The following is a 15,542-nucleotide window of genomic DNA, read 5'->3' on the forward strand; positions in this document are numbered from 1 at the left end:
TTTGACGTTGCTGGGTGAACACCGGAGTCTAAAAGACAGTGCCGTCGCTCTCGATCGACAGCGGCGGCGCACCGTCGCGCAACCGCTGTGCCAGCGCCCGGCCCGCGGCCCAGGTGCCGCCTTCGAGCACGCAGGCCAGCGGCAATTCGTCTTCGGTGCGGTCGAGCACCTTGCGCACCCGGGGGGCAAGCTCGTCGAGCAGCGCCACGGTCAGCGCGCGCCATTCGACGATGAACTCGTCGCCCGCCTTCCATCGGCGGGTGAGGAAGGCCGGGTCCTTCGGCACGATCACGCCGCTGTCGATCAGCAGGCCGCCGTTGCGGTACTCGGGCAGGGCGGTGAGCGCGTCGAGGTGGCGCACCTTCACGCCGGCCCATTCGAAGGGTTCGAGCAGCGAGTAGGTGAGCCACTGCGACAGCTTGTGGAAGGGCATCCAGCCGTTGGTGAGCCCGGGGCCGCTCACGGCGCTGTGGCGCCAGCAGTCGCCCAGCGCCAGCGCGGGGTCGCCGGACCCGATGCCGCCAGGGCTGTCGCTGCCGTCGGCCGCGATGCTGTCCACCGAGTTGGCCGAGGGCCAGATGCGCGACAGCGTATCGAGCAGCAGCGACAGGATCTGGTGCGCGGTGATTTCGGCCGTGGGCGGCGCGGCCGGGCCGTAAGGGCCGACCAGCGCGTCGAACAGCCGGCCCGGGCGGCCTTCGTCGCCGAAGGTCTCGGGCTGTTCGTTCATGGCCTCGCCCAGGCGGCGCAGCAGCGTGGCGCGGCCCGCCAGCCCGACCAGCGGGTTGGCCTCGCTGACCTGGAAGGCGTCGCCCAGGCGGTCGGTCACCAGCCCGCGCAGGCCGGCCGCGTCCACCTGGTAAGGGTGGTCGGGGTCGGACGAGAACAGCCCGGCCATGAAGGCGTGGTAGCTGGCCACGGCCAGCCCTTCGGAGCGGGTGAAGCGTTCGCCGGTGGCAGCTTCGGTGTAGTGCCAGTCGGGGCCGGCGCCGGCGTCCAGCAGCACGCTCACCAGCACCAGGTCGATGTGCGCGCGGGCACGCTGCCGCGCGTCGGCTTCGCCGAGCAGGGTGTCGAGTTCCTCGATGCGCTTGATGCCGCCGGCCTCGAAGTGGCGCCAGCGGCTGTGGTACGGAATGGTGTCCCAGGGGTAGCGCTCGCGCGTGACCTCGGCCACGTTGCGCGCCGCGTCTTCCAGCTTGTCGTCCTCCCCGATGCGGAACCACTGCGATTCGCCGCGCCGCGCGCGCGCCAGCAGGGCGCCGGCGCGCTGGCGGATGGCCGCGGTGGTGCGCAGCAGGCTGGCGGCGCCGGCCGGATGGGCGGTGTCGGCGGTGAATTCGATCGACGGATCGACCTTGCCCGCGCCGCCGGGCGGCAGGCTGCCGGAGCCGTCGACGGGCATGTTGGGATCGCTGTTGCGGCTTGTCGTCATTCGCTGAGTCCTCGGCCCTTGGCCTTTTTCAGTTCTTCGGCGTCCGGCACCGGGCCGGGTGTGAAATAGCCGGCCGCCATCTTGGCGTCCATCTCGACGCGGGCGTCGGCCGGGATCAGCGCATCGGGAATGTTCACGCGCTCGCCGATCTCGATACCCGAGCCGGTGATCGCGTCGAACTTCATGTTGCTCATCGACACCAGCCGGTGGATCTTCCTGATGCCCAGCCAGTGGAAGACGTCGGGCATGAGCTCCTGGAAGCGCATGTCCTGCACGCCGGCCACGCATTCGGTGCGCGCGAAATACTGGTCGGCCGTGTCGCCGCCCACCTGCCGCTTGCGGGCGTTGTAGACCAAAAACTTGGTCACTTCGCCGAGCGCCCGGCCTTCCTTGCGCGAGTAGGCGATCAGGCCCACGCCGCCGCGCTGCGCGCCCATGATGCATTCCTCGATCGCGTGCGTGAGGTAGGGCCGGCAGGTGCAGATGTCGGAGCCGAACACGTCGGAGCCGTTGCACTCGTCGTGGATGCGCGCGGTGAGCTCGACCTCGGGGTTGGCCAGGTCGCGCGGGTTGCCGAAGATGTAGAGCGTCTGCCCGCCGATGGGCGGCAGGAACACCTCGAGGTCGGAGCGCGTGACCAGTTCGGGGTACATGCCGCCGGTTTCCTCGAACAGGGTGCGGCGCAGGTCGGTCTCGGAGCAGCCGAAGCGGCGCGCCACCTCGGGCAGGTACCAGACGGGCTCGATCGCGGCCTTGGTGACCATGGCCGCGCCGCCGGACGTGAGGAAATGCCCGTCGGCCTTGAGCCGGCGGCTCTGCAGCGCCTCGATCACCTCGGGCAGGATCACGTGGGCCTTGGTGATCGCGATGGTCGGGCGGATGTCGTAGCCGGCCGCCAGTTCGGAGGCGAACACGTCGGCCACCTGCGCCCCCCAGGGGTCGAGCGACACGATGCGGCCCGGCTCGCTCCACTGCGGGTAGGGGCCTATCACGTCGGTGGGGGAAGTGTTGGTCAGGTCGGCCTTGTGCTCGCGCTTGAGCGCGCCCGAGGCCACGGCCAGCGCGCGATACACGCTGTAGGAGCCGCTGTGCGTGCCGATGACGTTGCGATGCGCCCGCTTGGTGGTGGTGCCGACCACCGGCCCGCGCTCGGCCGGTGTGGCCGCGCCCCAATGGATGGGCAGCGCGCCGAAGCCGCCGGCATGCGAGGTCAGGCGTATGTGGCCGGTCGACGACGAAGGGTGGAGCGGGGGGATGGGCGTGGTGCTGCCCGGGGAGGAAGGGATCGTTGTGCTGTCTGCAGACATTGGGGGCCCTCAAAAAACACAATGTATCGATGGTGCGTGGTGCTTGCAAGCAGACGGCTTCGGCACAATCTGCCGGAACTTTTTTGGGCGAGGCTGTAACCAGCCGACCGGATGGCACGAAACACAACAGGCAGCAGGACGTACCCGGGCGACGCGGAAGCGGCGCTGCGCAGCCTGTTCCTTCGCGGCCTGGACGGCGACGCGAAGGCCTACCGCGACTTCCTGCAGCGACTCAGCGCGCACTTGCGCGCCTTTCTGGGCAAGCGCCTCTTTGGCTGGCCCGATGAAGTGGAAGACCTTGTTCAGGAATGCCTGCTCGCCATGCACAACCAGCGCCACACCTACCAGAGCGACCAGCCGCTGACGGCCTGGGTGCACGCCATTGCCCGCTACAAGATGATCGACCTGCTGCGTGCCAAGTCGGTGCGCGAAGACCTGCACGACCCGCTGGACGACGACCTCGCCGTGTTCGCCGACTCGGCCGAAGAGGCCAGCGACGCCCGGCGCGACCTGGGCGGGCTGCTGCAGACCCTGCCGGAGCGGCAGCGCCTGCCGATCGTGCACGTGAAGATCGAGGGCCTTTCGGTGGCCGAGACCGCGAGCCTCACGGGCATGTCGGAATCGGCGGTGAAGGTCGGCATCCACCGCGGCCTGAAGGCGCTGGCCGCACGCTTCGGCAACCGCTGGGGAGACGCCGCATGAAGACCGACGACCTCGTGGCGATGCTGTCCGCCGGCGACGTGGCCGTGCCGCGCCGCAGCGCGAGCAGGCGCATCGGCCTTGCGGTGCTGGCCGGGTTGCCGCTGGCGCTCTTCATCCTGTTCGCCGAATACGGCATGCGGCGCGACATCGTGCAGGCCATGTTCTGGCCGATGTTCTGGGTCAAGGTGACGTTCCCGCTGTGCATTGCGGCGGCCGGCTTCGTGGCCGTGCAGCGCCTCTCGCGGCCCGGCGTGCCCGCGCGGCATGCGTGGATGGGCGCCGCACTGCCGGTGGCCGGCATCTGGGTGCTGGCGGCGATCGCCTGGTTCAGCGTGCCGGCGCAGGAGCGCATGCCGTCGCTCATGGGGCAGTCGTGGCGGATCTGCGCGGTCAGCATCGGGCTGATGGCGCTGCCGGTGTTCGCGGCCACGATGGTGGCGCTCAGGGGGCTGGCGCCCACGCGGCCGGCGCTGGCCGGCGCGGCGGCCGGAGCTCTGGCCGGCGGCGTCGGCGCCGCGGTCTATGCGCTGCACTGCATGGAGCTGACCGCGCCGTTCCTTGCCGTCTGGTATGTGAGCGGGATTGCGGTGCCGGTGCTGGTGGGCGCCGTGCTGGGCCCGCGCCTGCTGCGCTGGTAGGCGCGGTGCGCGGGGCGCAGGCTCAGCGCTTCTTGCTGCCGAAGATCCCGCCGAGCACGCCGCGCAGGATCTCCTTGCCCACCGACGTGCCCATGGTGCGCACCGCCGACTTGGCCATGGTCTGCACCAGGCCGTCGTGCTTGGCGCCGCGCGGGCCGGTGGTGCCGAAGAGCATGTCGTTGAGCATGCCGCCCATGCCCGAACCGGAGGCTTCGGCCGCCGGCTTGCCGCCCGCCGGCGTGGCCGGCGGCGCACCGGGCGCGCTCTCGGCCCGGCCCTTGAGCTTTTCGTAGGCCGACTCGCGGTCCACCGCCTTCTCGTAGACGCCGGCCACCAGCGAATTGGCGATCAGCGCCTTGCGCTGGTCGGCGGTGATCGGGCCGAGCTGGCTGCCCGGCGGCAGCACGAACACGCGCTCGGTCACGCTGGGGCGGCCCTTTTCGTCGAGGAAGCTGACCAGCGCCTCGCCCACAGCGAGCTCGGTGATGGCGGTCTCGATGTCCAGCCCCGGCTTCTGCCGCATGGTGCTGGCGGCCGCTTTCACCGCCTTCTGGTCGCGCGGAGTGAAGGCGCGCAGCGCATGCTGCACCCGGTTGCCGAGCTGGGCAAGCACAGTGTCGGGAATGTCCAGCGGGTTCTGGGTGACGAAATACACGCCCACGCCCTTGGAGCGCACCAGCCGCACCACCAGCTCGATGCGCTCGACCAGCGCCTTGGGCGCCTCGTTGAACAGCAGGTGGGCCTCGTCGAAGAAGAAGGCCAGCTTGGGCTGCTCGGGGTCGCCGATTTCGGGCAGTTGCTCGAACAGCTCCGACAGCATCCAGAGCAGGAAGGTGGCGTAGAGCCGCGGCGAATTCATGAGCTTGTCGGCCGCCAGGATGTTGATCACACCCTTGCCGCCCACCGTTTGCATGAAGTCGGCGATGTTGAGCATCGGCTCGCCGAAGAACTTGTCGCCGCCCTGGGTCTCGATCTGCACCAGCCCGCGCTGGATGGCGCCCACGCTGGCGGCGCTGATGTTGCCGTACTGCGTGGTGAACTGGCTCGCGTTCTCGCCCACGTACTGCAGCATGGCGCGCAGGTCCTTCAGGTCGAGCAGCAGCAGGCCGTTGTCGTCTGCTATCTTGAACACCAGGTTCAGCACGCCGGCCTGGGTGTCGTTCAGGTCCAGCATGCGGCTCAGCAGCAGCGGGCCCATGTCGGAGATGGTGGCGCGCACCGGGTGGCCCTGGTCGCCGAACACGTCCCACAGCGTGACGGGGCAGGCGGAGGGTTCCGGCACGTCGATGCCGCGCTCGGCCAGCGTGGCGGCCAGCTTGGCGCCGATGCTGCCTTTCTGGCTGATGCCGGTCAGGTCGCCCTTCACGTCGGCCATGAACACCGGCACGCCGATGCCGGACAGCTTTTCGGCGATGGTCTGCAGCGTGACGGTCTTGCCGGTGCCGGTGGCGCCGGTGATCAGGCCGTGGCGGTTGGCCAGGCCGGGAAGGAGGGCGCACTCGACAGTCTCGTGGCGTGCGACTAACAATGGCTCGGTCATGGGGTCCCCAAATGTTGGCTGGCGGCAGTCTATCCAAGCCCCGCCTTTACAATTGCCGTGAATTTTCATTCAAACGCAAACCGGAGCACGTGTTGTCCTCGACCGTCCAAACCAATTCTTCCGCCGTAGGCGATTCGCCTGAACAGTCGCCCATCGAAAAAGAGCTGGCCGTGTTGCTGGTGAATGCGTTGAACCTCGAGATCGCCCCCGAGGACATCGTGCCCACCGATCCCCTGTACGGCGAAGGCCTGGGGCTCGATTCGATCGACATCCTCGAAGTGGCGCTCGAAGTCTCGCGCCGCTACGGTTTCCAGCTGCGCTCGGACGACGAGCGCAACCAGCAGATCTTCCAGTCGCTGCGCACGCTCGCGACCCACGTCGCCCAGCACCGCGTCGCTACCTGACCCCATGTCTCGATGGCGATTGGCGCTCCTGCTGCTGATGGGAGTCGCTTATGCCGGCCTCTCTCACTGGATGACGCTGTTCCACGCCACCGAGCCGTGGGCGGTGGTGGTGTTGCTGGGGCCGCTGTGGCTTGCCGCCGTGGGCTTTGCCGCCAGCCGCTTCGGCGGCTGGGGCTGCGCCGGCGCGGTTGCGCTGGGCATTGCCGGCTTCGTGCTCGTCTTCCTCGGTGAGGCCGGCGACCCTAACCGCCTCTACGTGCTCCAGCACGTGGGCATCAACGCGCTGCTGTGCGGCTGGTTCGGCTCCACGCTGCGCGGCCGCGGCCTGCCGCTGATCACCCAGTTCGCCCAGCGCGTGCACCCGCTCAAGGGCCACATGCTGGCCTACACCACGCAGCTCACGCGCATCTGGACGGCGTACTTCGCGGTCGTGGTGCTGGCGTCCATCGCCATCTACCTGACGCGGCCTTTCTCCGACTGGTCGCTGTTCGCCAACGTGCTGTCTCCCATCATGGTGGGCGTGCTGTTCGTCGGCGAACACCTGGTGCGCTACCGGCTGCATCCCGAATTCGAACGTACGCGCCTGGTCGATGCGGTGCGTGCGTTCTATGGCACGTCGTCGGTGGATTCCAGCGCCGGCGGCCAATGACACAGGCGCTGCCCGCGTGACGACGACAGACAACTCCCTCCTGCCGCTGCTCGCGGACCGCGACCCCGATGCGCCCCTGGCCTGGCGAGCCGGCGTGCCCGTGAGCGCCCGGCAGTTCCTGGCCGACGTGGCCCGCTTCGCCCCGGAACTGCCGGACGACGGCCCCGCGGTCAACCTGTGCGTCGATCGCTATGCCTTCGCCGTGAGCCTGGGCGCCGCGCTGATGCGCGGCCACGCGAGCCTGCTGCCGCCCGATGCCCGGCCCGATACGCTGGCGCGACTGGCCGAATCCGGCGGGCCGCGGCTGTTCACGCTCGTCGACGACCCGAAGCTCCAGACCCCGGGCATGCGGCGCGTGCTGATCGAAGACCGCTCCAGCCTCGAAGGCAACCCGAACGCTGCAGTGCCCCGGATAGAGGCCGGCCTGCACGCCGTCAGCCTGCTGACCTCGGGCTCGACCGGCGTGCCGCAGCCGCACGCCAAGACCTGGGGCACGCTGGTGGGCGATGTGGCGGTGGCGGTCAAGCGGCTGTGCCGCGTGCTCGGGCGTTCCTCGCTCGAAGGCCTGACGCTGGTCGCTACCGTGCCGGTGCAGCACAGCTACGGCATCGAATCGTCGGCGCTGCTGGCCATGCTGGGCGGCGCGGCCTTCGAAAGCGGGCGGCCGTTCTTTCCCGCCGACGTGGCGCAGACGCTGGCCTCGGTGCCGCGCCCGCGCGCGCTGGTGACCACGCCGTTCCACCTCAAGACGCTGCTGCTGTCGGGCATCGCGCTGCCACCGGTGGACCTGATTCTCTCGGCCACCGCGCCGCTGTCGCCGCAGCTCGCGCTGCAGGCCGAGCAGGCCATGGGCGCCGTGCTGCTCGAGATCTACGGCAGCACCGAATCGGGCCAGGTCGCCACGCGCCGCACCACCGAAAGCGAAGTCTGGGAAACCTTCGGCGACATCCGCGTGCACGCCGAGCCGGGCGAGGAGGGCGGGCCCGAGCGCTTCATCTTCAGCGGCGACTTCATACCCGAGCCCACGCCCATGGCCGACGTGCTCGAACTGCTCGACGAGCGCCGCTTCCGCCTGTTCGGGCGCGCCAACGACCTGATCCACGTGGCGGGCCGGCGCAGCTCGCTGGCGCACCTCAATTACCACCTCAACAGCATTCCCGGCGTGGAAGACGGCGCCTTCTGGCTGCCTGACGAGGTGGCCGACGGCGTGGTGCGGCCGGTGGCCTTCGTGGTGGCGCCGACGCTTTCGGCGGGGGACATCGTCGCCGCGCTGCGGCAGCGGCTCGAAGCCGTGTTCGTGCCGCGCCGCGTGGTGCAGGTCAAGGCCTTCCCGCGCGAGGGCACGGGCAAGCTCACGGTGCGCGCGCTGCGCGAATTCGCGCTGGCGCAACTCGCCGAGGACGACACGCCGGTGCAGCTGGCCCTCACGGTGCCGGCCGATCACCCGGTCTTTGCCGGCCATTTCCCGGGCCAGCCCCTGGTGCCTGGCGCCTTGCTGCTGGCTGAAGTGCTGGAGGCCGTGCGGCGCGTGCCGGCCCTGTCCGCCCGGCTCGGCGCCAACCCGACGCTGGCCGCCGCCAAGTTCCTGGCGCCCGTGCGGCCCGGCAGCACGCTCTCCATAGAGCTGCATCCGGAGGCCGGCGCGGGACGCGGCGTGCGCTTCGACGTGCGTTGCGACGGCGTGGTGGCTGTCACCGGACGATGGACGGCCGTGCAAGAGTCGGCGTGATGAAGCACACCGATGTCGAAGCGCGCGCCGTGAACGAGGCGGCCCAGGCGCCCCGGTCCGCGCCGAAGGGGGAAAAGAGTGAAAAGGGCGAAAAGGGCGATTGGGCCCACGCGCCCGAGCGCAGCAACATGCTCGCGCTGCGCTTCATCTGCTTCATGGCGGTGGTGTGCGGGCGCCATGTCACGCGGCTGCTGCTGCCGCCCATCAGCCTTTACTTCCTGCTGTTCCTGCCTGCGCAGCGGCGGCACATCAAGCGCTACCTGTTCAGGGCCATCGGCCCGCACGCCGGCTGGATCGACGGCTACCGCCTGCTGCACGCCTTTGCCTCGACGGTGCTCGACCGGGTGTACTTCCTGCGCGGGCGCATGGATCTCTTCAAGGTCAGGATCGACGGCACCCCGCCGATCGACAACGAGCTCGCCCAAGGCCGCGGCGCCTTCCTGCTCGGCGCCCACGTCGGCAGCTTCGAGGCGCTGGGCGCCTGCCGCCAGCAGACGCGCCAGCAGGACCTGCGCGTCGCGATGCTGATGTACCCGGACAACGCACGGCGCATCAACGCCACGCTCGACGCCATCGCGGTGCCCGAGCTGCGGCCTCACGTCATCGCGCTGGGCCGGCCGCATTCGATGCTGGCGCTGCGCGACTGGCTCGACGGCGGGGGCCTTGCCGGCATCCTGGCCGACCGCACGCTGCCGGGCAGCGAAGACCAGGCGCAGCACCAGCGCGGCAACAATATCGTGCTGCCGTTCCTGGGGCAGCCGGCGTGCTTCAATGACGGTCCCTTCCGGCTTGCGGCGCTGTTGCGCCGCAAGGTGTTCTTCATGGCGGGCCTCTACGGCGGCGGCGCGCGTTACGACGTGCAGTTCGATGCGCTGGCCGACTTCGGCGAGCCGATGTCGGGCATGGCGGAGCGCGAAGCGCGCATCCGCGCCGCGCTGGAGGCCTATGTCGCGCGGCTCGAGGCGCTGTGCCGCGCCCACCCCTACAACTGGTTCAATTTCCATGATTTCTGGCTCGAAGATGCGGCTTGACCGGCTCTGCAAGGTATTCGTGCTGGCACTGGCCTTCTGCGCCGTGCCGGCCTGGGCGGCGTTCGACCTGCCCGAGCTGATGACCCTGCTGGCCAGGCAGAAGAGCGGCGAAGCCCGCTTCACCGAACAACGCTTCGTGCACGGCCTCGAAGGCCCGCTCGACGCCAGCGGCACGCTGAACTTCGACGCGCCAGACAAGCTGGTGCGCCGAACCCTGTCGCCGCGCGTCGAGACCATGGCGGTCGAAGGCAACACGCTGACCCTTTCGCGCGGCGGACGCACACGCACGCTGGCGCTGGACAGCATGCCCGAGCTGCAAGGCCTGGTCGAAGCCATGCGCGGCACGCTGACCGGCGACGGCGCCACGCTGCAGCGCTACTTTCGCAGCACCGTCACCGGCTCGGCGGGCAAATGGACACTCGACCTCGTGCCGCTCGACAGCCGGCTGGCCGCCCAGGTGCGCAGCATGCGCATCAGCGGCCGCGCAAGCGACGTGCTGGGCCTCGAAATGGAATTCATCGGCGGTGACCGCTCGGTCATGAACATCACGCCGAGCGCGCCCAACGCGGCGCCTGCTGGCGCGGCAGTCCGCGGCGCGCCGTGACCGTCGGGCAGGCGGGCGGGCCGCCCAGCTGGGGGCGCAGGGCGGTCGTGCTGCTGGCATGGCTGCTGGTGCTGGTGTGCGGCGCCGTGGTCATCGCGCGCACGCAGATCGGCGCCGACCTGTCGGCCTTCCTGCCCAAGAGCCCCGACGTGCGCCAGCGCGTGCTGATCGAGCAGCTGCAAAGCGGCGTGGCCTCGCGCACGCTGATGCTCGGCATCGAGGGCGGCAGCGTCGAGCAGCGCGCCACGGTGTCGCGCGCGGTGGCCAAAAGCATGCGCGAGAGCCAGCTGTTCGACCTGGTGCAGAACGGCGACGTCAGCGACTGGAGCGACTCCGGCACCTGGGTCTTCGAGCATCGCTACCAGCTCTCGCCGGGCGTGGTGCCGGGTCAGTTCACCGCCGCGGGCCTGCGCGACGCGATCAACGAAACGCTGTCGATGCTCGGTACGCCCGCCGGCAATGTCATCAAGCCGCTGCTCGACCGCGATCCGACCGGCGAGACGCAGCGCATCGCGATGGAACTGGTGCCTGCCAGCGCGCCGCGCAGCGAGGACGGCGTATGGATGTCGCGCACCGCGCCGCGCGCGCTGATGATCGCCACCACGCGCGCCGCCGGCGGCGACCTCGACGCGCAGGCCGTGGCCATCGCGCGGGTGAACGCGGCCTACGAGGCGGCCTCGCGCGGCATGGGTGCCGACGCGCCCAAGCTGCTGCTGAGCGGCCCGCCGGTGTTCTCGGTGATGAGCCGCGACAAGATCAAGACCGAAGCCATCCATCTCGCGGTGGTGGGCGGCATCGTGATGGGCGGGCTGCTGCTGCTGGCTTTTGCCTCGCCGCGCGCGCTGGTCATCGCCTTCCTGCCGGTGGCCACGGGCGTGGTGGTCGGCACCGCCAGCGTGAGCCTGGTGTTCGGCTCGGTGCACGGCCTGACGCTGGGTTTCGGCAGCACGCTGATCGGCGAGACGGTCGACTACGCCATCTACTACCTCATCCAGGCGCGCGGCGCCGCGGTGGCCGGCACCGGCTGGCAGCGCTGGCGCGACCTCAACTGGCCCACGGTGCGGCTCGGGTTGCTGACTTCGGTGTGCGGCTTCGCGGCACTGGTGTTTTCGGGCTTCCCGGGGCTGGCGCAGCTGGGGGTGTTCTCCATTGCCGGGCTGGTATCGGCCGCGCTGGCCACGCGCTACGTGCTGCCGATGTTGGCGCCCGACGGCGCCACCGGCATGGGCATGCGCCGCTACATGGCGCAGCTCGCGGGCGCGCTGGTGCGCGGCCTGCCGCGCCTGCGCTGGCCGCTGGCCGCGCTCGGCGTGGCCGCGCTCGGGCTGGTGCTGTGGCAGGGCGGCCACCTGTGGCGCGCCGACCTGGGCGCGATGAGCCCGGTGCCCAAGGCAGCCCAGCAGATGGACGAGATGCTGCGCAACGACATCGGCGCCAGCGACGGCGGCGTGCTGGTGGTGGCCTATGGCGACGACGAACAGGCCGCGCTCCGCAACACCGAAGCCGCGGCCGCGCGGCTCGACGCGCTGGTGGACAGCGGCGAGCTCGTGGGCTACGAAACCGTCACGCGCGTGCTGCCGAGCATGCAGACCCAGGCGGCGCGCATCGCCAGCCTGCCGACCAGCGACGTCCTGCGCGCCAATCTCGCCGAAGCGACGAAGGGGATGCCGCTGCCGGCGTCGCGCCTGGAGCCCTTCGTGCAGGAGGTGGAGGTGGCGCGCAAGCTGCAACCCGTGCAGCGCGCCGACCTCGCCGGTGGTCCGCTGGGCTCGGTGCTCAACACGCTGATGTACCAGCGCCCGGGCGGCGGCTGGGGCACGCTGGTGGTGCTGCATCCGGGCACCAAGTTCGACCAGAAGCGGCTCGAAACCGCACTGGCCGGCCTGCCCGACGTGCAGGTGGTCGACGTCGGCCGCGAGCTGGCCGGCCTGTATCAACGCTACCTGCACGAAGCTTTCGTTCAGGTGCTGCTGGGCGCGCTGGCGGTGGTGGTGCTGCTGGGCATCTACCTGCGCTCGTGGCGCCGGCTGCTGGCCGTGTGCCAGCCGCTGCTGTTCGCGGTGGTGCTCACGCTGGGCGGCATGGCGGTGCTGCAGGCTGCGCTGGGCATCCTGCATCTGGTGGGGTTGCTGCTGATCGTGGCGGTGGGATCCAACTACGCGCTGTTCTTCGACCAGTTGCGCACCACGGGCCAGGCTGACGAAGACACGCTCGCATCGCTGATGCTGGCCAACCTGACGACGGTGGTGTCCTTCGGGCTGATCGCGATTTCCGACATTCCCGCGCTGTCTTCGATCGGCCGCGTGGTCGCGCCGGGCGCGCTGCTGGCGCTGCTGCTGTCGGCGGCATTCGCACGCAGCGTGGGGCCTTCGAAGGCCGCGCGCGGTCGATGAGGGGAAAATCCGGGCCCATGTCTTCCGCCTCCGCCCCTCGTGAATCCTGGCCCTGGCCGCCCGCCATCCGCGCCAGTGCGGCATGGCATGTGGCCGCCATCGGCGCGGGCGTGCTGGTGCCGGGCGCGCTGCCGTGGGCCGTGGGCGCCATCGTGCTCAACCATGCGCTCATCACCGGCGCCGGCCTGACGCCGCGCAGCAGCCTGCTGGGCCCCAACATGACGCGCCTGCCCGAAGCGGCGGGCACGCGCCGCGAGGTGGCGATCACCATCGACGACGGACCGGAGCCCGAGGTCACGCCGCGCGTGCTCGACCTGCTCGACGCGCACGGCCAGCGCGCCACCTTCTTCTGCATCGCCGAGCGCGTGCTGGCGCAGCCCGCCCTGGCGCGCGAGATCGTGGCGCGCGGCCACAGCATCCAGAACCACACGGCGCGGCACCGGCACAACTTCTCCTTCCTCGGGCCGCGCGGCTTCGCCGCCGAAATCGCACGCGCGCAGGACATCCTGAGCGACGTGACCGGCCAGCGTCCGACCTGCTTCCGCGCGCCGGCCGGCCTGCGCAACCCCTTCCTGGAACCCGTGCTGCACCGCCTCGGCCTTTCGCTGGTGAGCTGGACGCGGCGCGGCTTCGACACGCGCGAAGGCGACGCCGCCAAGGTGATGGCGCGCCTGGACCGCAACCTGCAGGCGCGCGACATCCTGTTGCTGCACGACGGCAACGCCGCGCGCACCGCTGCGGGACAACCCGTTTTGCTGGAGGTATTGCCCTTGTTGCTCGAACGCCTGCGCGCCGATGGACTGCGCGCTGTCACCTTGCCCGAGGGCATGAAATCATGAGCGCGGTGCTGCCTTCGCGGGGCGCTACCGACAACGCATGGCGCGAGCTGCACGAAGCCGCGACCATTCCCTACAAGAAGGGCGGCAGCTTCGCCTGGCATTTCGCGCGCGGCAAGCTGGGTCGCGACCCGGTGTTCCGCGGCCTGCTCGAGCGCGGGCTGATCGATGCGCAGCACCGTCGCGTGGTCGACATCGGCTGCGGGCAGGGCCTGTTCGCCAGCCTGCTCGCATCGATGAGCGCAATGCAGAAAAACGGCCGCTGGCCCGCGTCGTGGTCCGCCACGCCGGAAAGCGCCGACTACACCGGCATCGAGCTGATGCCCAAGGACGTGGCGCGCGCCGAGGCGTCCATCGGCCATCTGCAGCCGGCGCCCAAGCTGGTCTGCGCCGACATGTGCTCGGCCGAGCTGCCGGACTGCGACCTCGTCGTGATCCTCGACGTGCTGCACTACGTGGACCTCGAAGCGCAACAAGGCGTGCTGACGCGCGTGCGCGACGCGCTGCGCCGCGGCGGCAACCCGCAGGCGCGCCTGCTGCTGCGCGTGGGCGATGCGTCGAGCCGCCGCGGCTTCGCGATCAGCCAATGGGTCGACCGCACCGTGACGCGCATCCGCGGCCACAAGGTATCGCCGACCTGGGGCCGGCCGCTGGCCGAATGGACCGCATTGCTCGACCGCCTGGGCTTTCGCGTGCACAGCATTCCGATGAGCGAGGGCACGCCCTTTGCCAACGTGCTGCTGGTGGCAGACCTCGAACAGAGACAGGCCGCATGACCGCACCACAGACGCTCGACCGCGCCGGCATCGCGCAGCGCATTCCGCACAGCGGCAGCATGTGCCTGCTGGAGCGCCTCGAAAGCTGGGACGCCGACGCGATCCATTGCAGCACCACCACGCACGCGCAAGCCGGCAACCCGCTGCGCACCGAGAGTGGCCTGCTCGCGCCGAACGCCATCGAATTCGCCGCGCAGGCGATGGCACTGCACGGCGGCCTGCTGGCTGCCGAGGGCAGCACGCCGTCGGCCGGCTTCCTGGCGAGTGCGCGCAACGTCAAGCTGGCGGTGGCGCGGCTTGACGACATCGACGGCGCGTTGCAGGTACGGGCGAAGCGCCTGTCGGGCGACGACCGCCAGGTTCTCTATGAATTCACGGTGAAGGCCGACGACGGCCGATCGCTGGCCGAGGGGCGAGCCGTGGTGGTCCTGAACACGCCGCTGGCTGCGGAAGAAAGCACATCGTCATGAGTCTCGAAGGAAAACGCGCCCTGATCACCGGCGCCAGCGGCGCGCTCGGCGCGGCCATGGCCCGCCGCTTCGCGCGCGAGGGCGCCACGGTGCTGCTGCACGCCAACTCGCGGCCGGAAGCGGTCGAGCAACTGGCCGCGGCCATCTCGGCCGAAGGCGGCAAGGCCGAATGCCATGTGTTCGACCTGCGCAGCGACGAGGCGTGCGCGGCGGCATGCGCGCGCATCCTGGAAGGCGGCCCGGTCCAGATCCTCGTCAACAACGCGGGCGTGCACGACGACGCGGTGCTGCCGGGCATGCGCGCCGAGCAGTGGCACAAGGTGATCGACGTGTCGCTCAACGGCTTCTTCCGTGTCACGCAGCCCTTGCTGCTGCCGATGATGCGCACGCGCTGGGGGCGCATCCTGAACATCTCGTCGGTCGCCGCCATCGCGGGCAACCGGGGGCAGGTCAACTACGCGGCCGCCAAGGGCGCGCTCAACAGCGCGACCAAGGCGCTGTCGCTCGAAGTGGCGTCGCGCGGCGTGACGGTGAATGCGATCGCGCCGGGGATCATTGCCTCGCCCATGGCTGACGCGGTGTTCGATCCGGCGGTCATCAACCAGATGGTGCCGGTGAAGCGGGCCGGGACGCCGGAAGAGGTGGCTGCGTTGGCTGCTTTCCTGGCTGGTGACGAGGCTGGGTACATCACTGGGCAGGTGATTTCGGTCAATGGCGGGATGATCTGAGGTCTTGAACTTCTGGGGTGCGGCGGTGGGTGCTGTGCCCTTGGGCAGCCGACGTCACCGGCCCTTCGGGCTTCCCTGCGCTGCTCGCGACGGGCGGGGTCTCGCAGAACTCGCTTCGCTCAAACAGCTGCGATCCCTGATCCGCCCGCCGCTGCGCTGCTCGGCGGTGCCTCAACGGCCACCCAAGGGCACAGCACCCACCGCCGTGGACAAGCTGTGGCGCACCCTCCCGCTCAAAGACCAGTCTTTTGTCTTGCTCCCTCTCCCTCTAGGAGAGGGCTGGGGTGAGGGCATCGGCCT

The 15,542-nt window shown here is 70.2% G+C and carries 15 protein-coding genes; 12 read left to right on the forward strand and 3 right to left on the reverse strand.

What is annotated here, in order from left to right; genetic code table 11:
* Positions 1-28 precede the first annotated feature (28 nt).
* Both QRN67_RS02205 and QRN67_RS02210 read right to left on the reverse strand, forming a co-directional pair.
* Positions 29-1,435: a URC4/urg3 family protein gene (locus QRN67_RS02205; RefSeq protein ID WP_285410183.1), complete on the reverse strand. Its 1,407-nt coding sequence runs from the start codon at positions 1,433-1,435 to the stop codon at positions 29-31.
* Positions 1,432-2,742, reverse strand: a complete 1,311-nt coding sequence (locus QRN67_RS02210) for a GTP cyclohydrolase II (RefSeq protein ID WP_285410185.1) — start codon at positions 2,740-2,742, stop codon at positions 1,432-1,434. The genes QRN67_RS02205 and QRN67_RS02210 overlap by 4 nt, the downstream gene beginning before the upstream one ends.
* 111 nt (positions 2,743-2,853) lie before the next feature.
* Between QRN67_RS02210 and QRN67_RS02215 the strand changes: the two genes are divergently transcribed.
* Positions 2,854-3,444, forward strand: coding sequence for a sigma-70 family RNA polymerase sigma factor (locus QRN67_RS02215; protein WP_285410187.1), 591 nt, complete (start codon positions 2,854-2,856; stop codon positions 3,442-3,444).
* Complete coding sequence (locus QRN67_RS02220) at positions 3,441-4,082, forward strand: NrsF family protein (RefSeq protein ID WP_285410189.1); 642 nt, start codon at positions 3,441-3,443, stop codon at positions 4,080-4,082. The genes QRN67_RS02215 and QRN67_RS02220 overlap by 4 nt, the downstream gene beginning before the upstream one ends.
* 22 nt (positions 4,083-4,104) lie before the next feature.
* Here the strand turns inward: QRN67_RS02220 and QRN67_RS02225 are convergent, their stop codons facing one another.
* On the reverse strand, positions 4,105-5,622 hold the full coding sequence (locus QRN67_RS02225; protein ID WP_285410191.1) for a helicase HerA-like domain-containing protein: 1,518 nt from the start codon (positions 5,620-5,622) through the stop codon (positions 4,105-4,107).
* Between the two features lie 92 nt (positions 5,623-5,714).
* Here QRN67_RS02225 and QRN67_RS02230 point away from each other — a divergent pair, with 92 nt between their 5' ends.
* Genes QRN67_RS02230 through fabG form a run of 10 tightly spaced genes read left to right on the forward strand, consistent with a single transcriptional unit; the run spans position 5,715 to position 15,242 of the window.
* Positions 5,715-6,026 carry a phosphopantetheine-binding protein gene (locus QRN67_RS02230; RefSeq protein WP_081271696.1) on the forward strand — a complete coding sequence of 104 codons (312 nt, stop codon included), beginning with the start codon at positions 5,715-5,717 and terminating at the stop codon, positions 6,024-6,026.
* 4 nt (positions 6,027-6,030) lie between these two features.
* Positions 6,031-6,675: a COG4648 family protein gene (locus QRN67_RS02235; protein WP_285410193.1), complete on the forward strand. Its 645-nt coding sequence runs from the start codon at positions 6,031-6,033 to the stop codon at positions 6,673-6,675.
* 16 nt (positions 6,676-6,691) lie between these two features.
* Positions 6,692-8,404 (forward strand): ApeI family dehydratase, encoded by a 1,713-nt coding sequence (locus tag QRN67_RS02240; protein ID WP_253820071.1) that lies wholly within the window; start codon positions 6,692-6,694, stop codon positions 8,402-8,404.
* Positions 8,404-9,435 (forward strand): lysophospholipid acyltransferase family protein, encoded by a 1,032-nt coding sequence (locus QRN67_RS02245; protein WP_285410196.1) that lies wholly within the window; start codon positions 8,404-8,406, stop codon positions 9,433-9,435. The genes QRN67_RS02240 and QRN67_RS02245 overlap by 1 nt, the downstream gene beginning before the upstream one ends.
* Positions 9,407-10,039 (forward strand): LolA-related protein, encoded by a 633-nt coding sequence (locus QRN67_RS02250; protein WP_285410197.1) that lies wholly within the window; start codon positions 9,407-9,409, stop codon positions 10,037-10,039. Before QRN67_RS02245 ends, QRN67_RS02250 begins: the two co-directional genes overlap by 29 nt.
* Positions 10,036-12,432, forward strand: a complete 2,397-nt coding sequence (locus QRN67_RS02255) for an MMPL family transporter (protein WP_285410199.1) — start codon at positions 10,036-10,038, stop codon at positions 12,430-12,432. Before QRN67_RS02250 ends, QRN67_RS02255 begins: the two co-directional genes overlap by 4 nt.
* A gap of 17 nt (positions 12,433-12,449) precedes the next feature.
* Positions 12,450-13,271, forward strand: coding sequence for a polysaccharide deacetylase family protein (locus QRN67_RS02260; protein WP_285410201.1), 822 nt, complete (start codon positions 12,450-12,452; stop codon positions 13,269-13,271).
* The gene (locus QRN67_RS02265; protein ID WP_285410203.1) at positions 13,268-14,044 is read left to right on the forward strand and encodes a class I SAM-dependent methyltransferase; all 777 of its coding nucleotides are present in this window, start codon (positions 13,268-13,270) and stop codon (positions 14,042-14,044) included. Before QRN67_RS02260 ends, QRN67_RS02265 begins: the two co-directional genes overlap by 4 nt.
* Complete coding sequence (locus tag QRN67_RS02270; protein WP_285410205.1) at positions 14,041-14,514, forward strand: hotdog family protein; 474 nt, start codon at positions 14,041-14,043, stop codon at positions 14,512-14,514. The genes QRN67_RS02265 and QRN67_RS02270 overlap by 4 nt, the downstream gene beginning before the upstream one ends.
* On the forward strand, positions 14,511-15,242 hold the full coding sequence (gene fabG / locus QRN67_RS02275) for a 3-oxoacyl-ACP reductase FabG (protein WP_081270487.1): 732 nt from the start codon (positions 14,511-14,513) through the stop codon (positions 15,240-15,242). The genes QRN67_RS02270 and fabG overlap by 4 nt, the downstream gene beginning before the upstream one ends.
* The last annotated feature ends 300 nt before the right edge of the window (positions 15,243-15,542 follow it).

Source organism: Variovorax sp. efr-133-TYG-130 (assembly GCF_030208835.1).
In the GTDB taxonomy this organism is placed as follows: domain Bacteria; phylum Pseudomonadota; class Gammaproteobacteria; order Burkholderiales; family Burkholderiaceae_C; genus Variovorax.

Excerpts from the sequence above, each read along its gene's own strand:
- QRN67_RS02220 (WP_285410189.1), top strand. The coding sequence starts at position 3,441 with ATGAAGACCGACGACCTCGTGGCGATGCTGTCCGCCGGCGACGTGGCC.
- QRN67_RS02250 (WP_285410197.1), top strand. The coding sequence starts at position 9,407 with ATGATTTCTGGCTCGAAGATGCGGCTTGACCGGCTCTGCAAGGTATTC.
- QRN67_RS02260 (WP_285410201.1), top strand. The coding sequence starts at position 12,450 with ATGTCTTCCGCCTCCGCCCCTCGTGAATCCTGGCCCTGGCCGCCCGCC.
- QRN67_RS02215 (WP_285410187.1), top strand. The coding sequence starts at position 2,854 with ATGGCACGAAACACAACAGGCAGCAGGACGTACCCGGGCGACGCGGAA.
- fabG (WP_081270487.1), top strand. The coding sequence starts at position 14,511 with ATGAGTCTCGAAGGAAAACGCGCCCTGATCACCGGCGCCAGCGGCGCG.
- QRN67_RS02210 (WP_285410185.1), bottom strand. The coding sequence starts at position 2,742 with ATGTCTGCAGACAGCACAACGATCCCTTCCTCCCCGGGCAGCACCACG.
- QRN67_RS02245 (WP_285410196.1), top strand. The coding sequence starts at position 8,404 with ATGAAGCACACCGATGTCGAAGCGCGCGCCGTGAACGAGGCGGCCCAG.
- QRN67_RS02265 (WP_285410203.1), top strand. The coding sequence starts at position 13,268 with ATGAGCGCGGTGCTGCCTTCGCGGGGCGCTACCGACAACGCATGGCGC.
- QRN67_RS02205 (WP_285410183.1), bottom strand. The coding sequence starts at position 1,435 with ATGACGACAAGCCGCAACAGCGATCCCAACATGCCCGTCGACGGCTCC.
- QRN67_RS02270 (WP_285410205.1), top strand. The coding sequence starts at position 14,041 with ATGACCGCACCACAGACGCTCGACCGCGCCGGCATCGCGCAGCGCATT.
- QRN67_RS02225 (WP_285410191.1), bottom strand. The coding sequence starts at position 5,622 with ATGACCGAGCCATTGTTAGTCGCACGCCACGAGACTGTCGAGTGCGCC.
- QRN67_RS02235 (WP_285410193.1), top strand. The coding sequence starts at position 6,031 with ATGTCTCGATGGCGATTGGCGCTCCTGCTGCTGATGGGAGTCGCTTAT.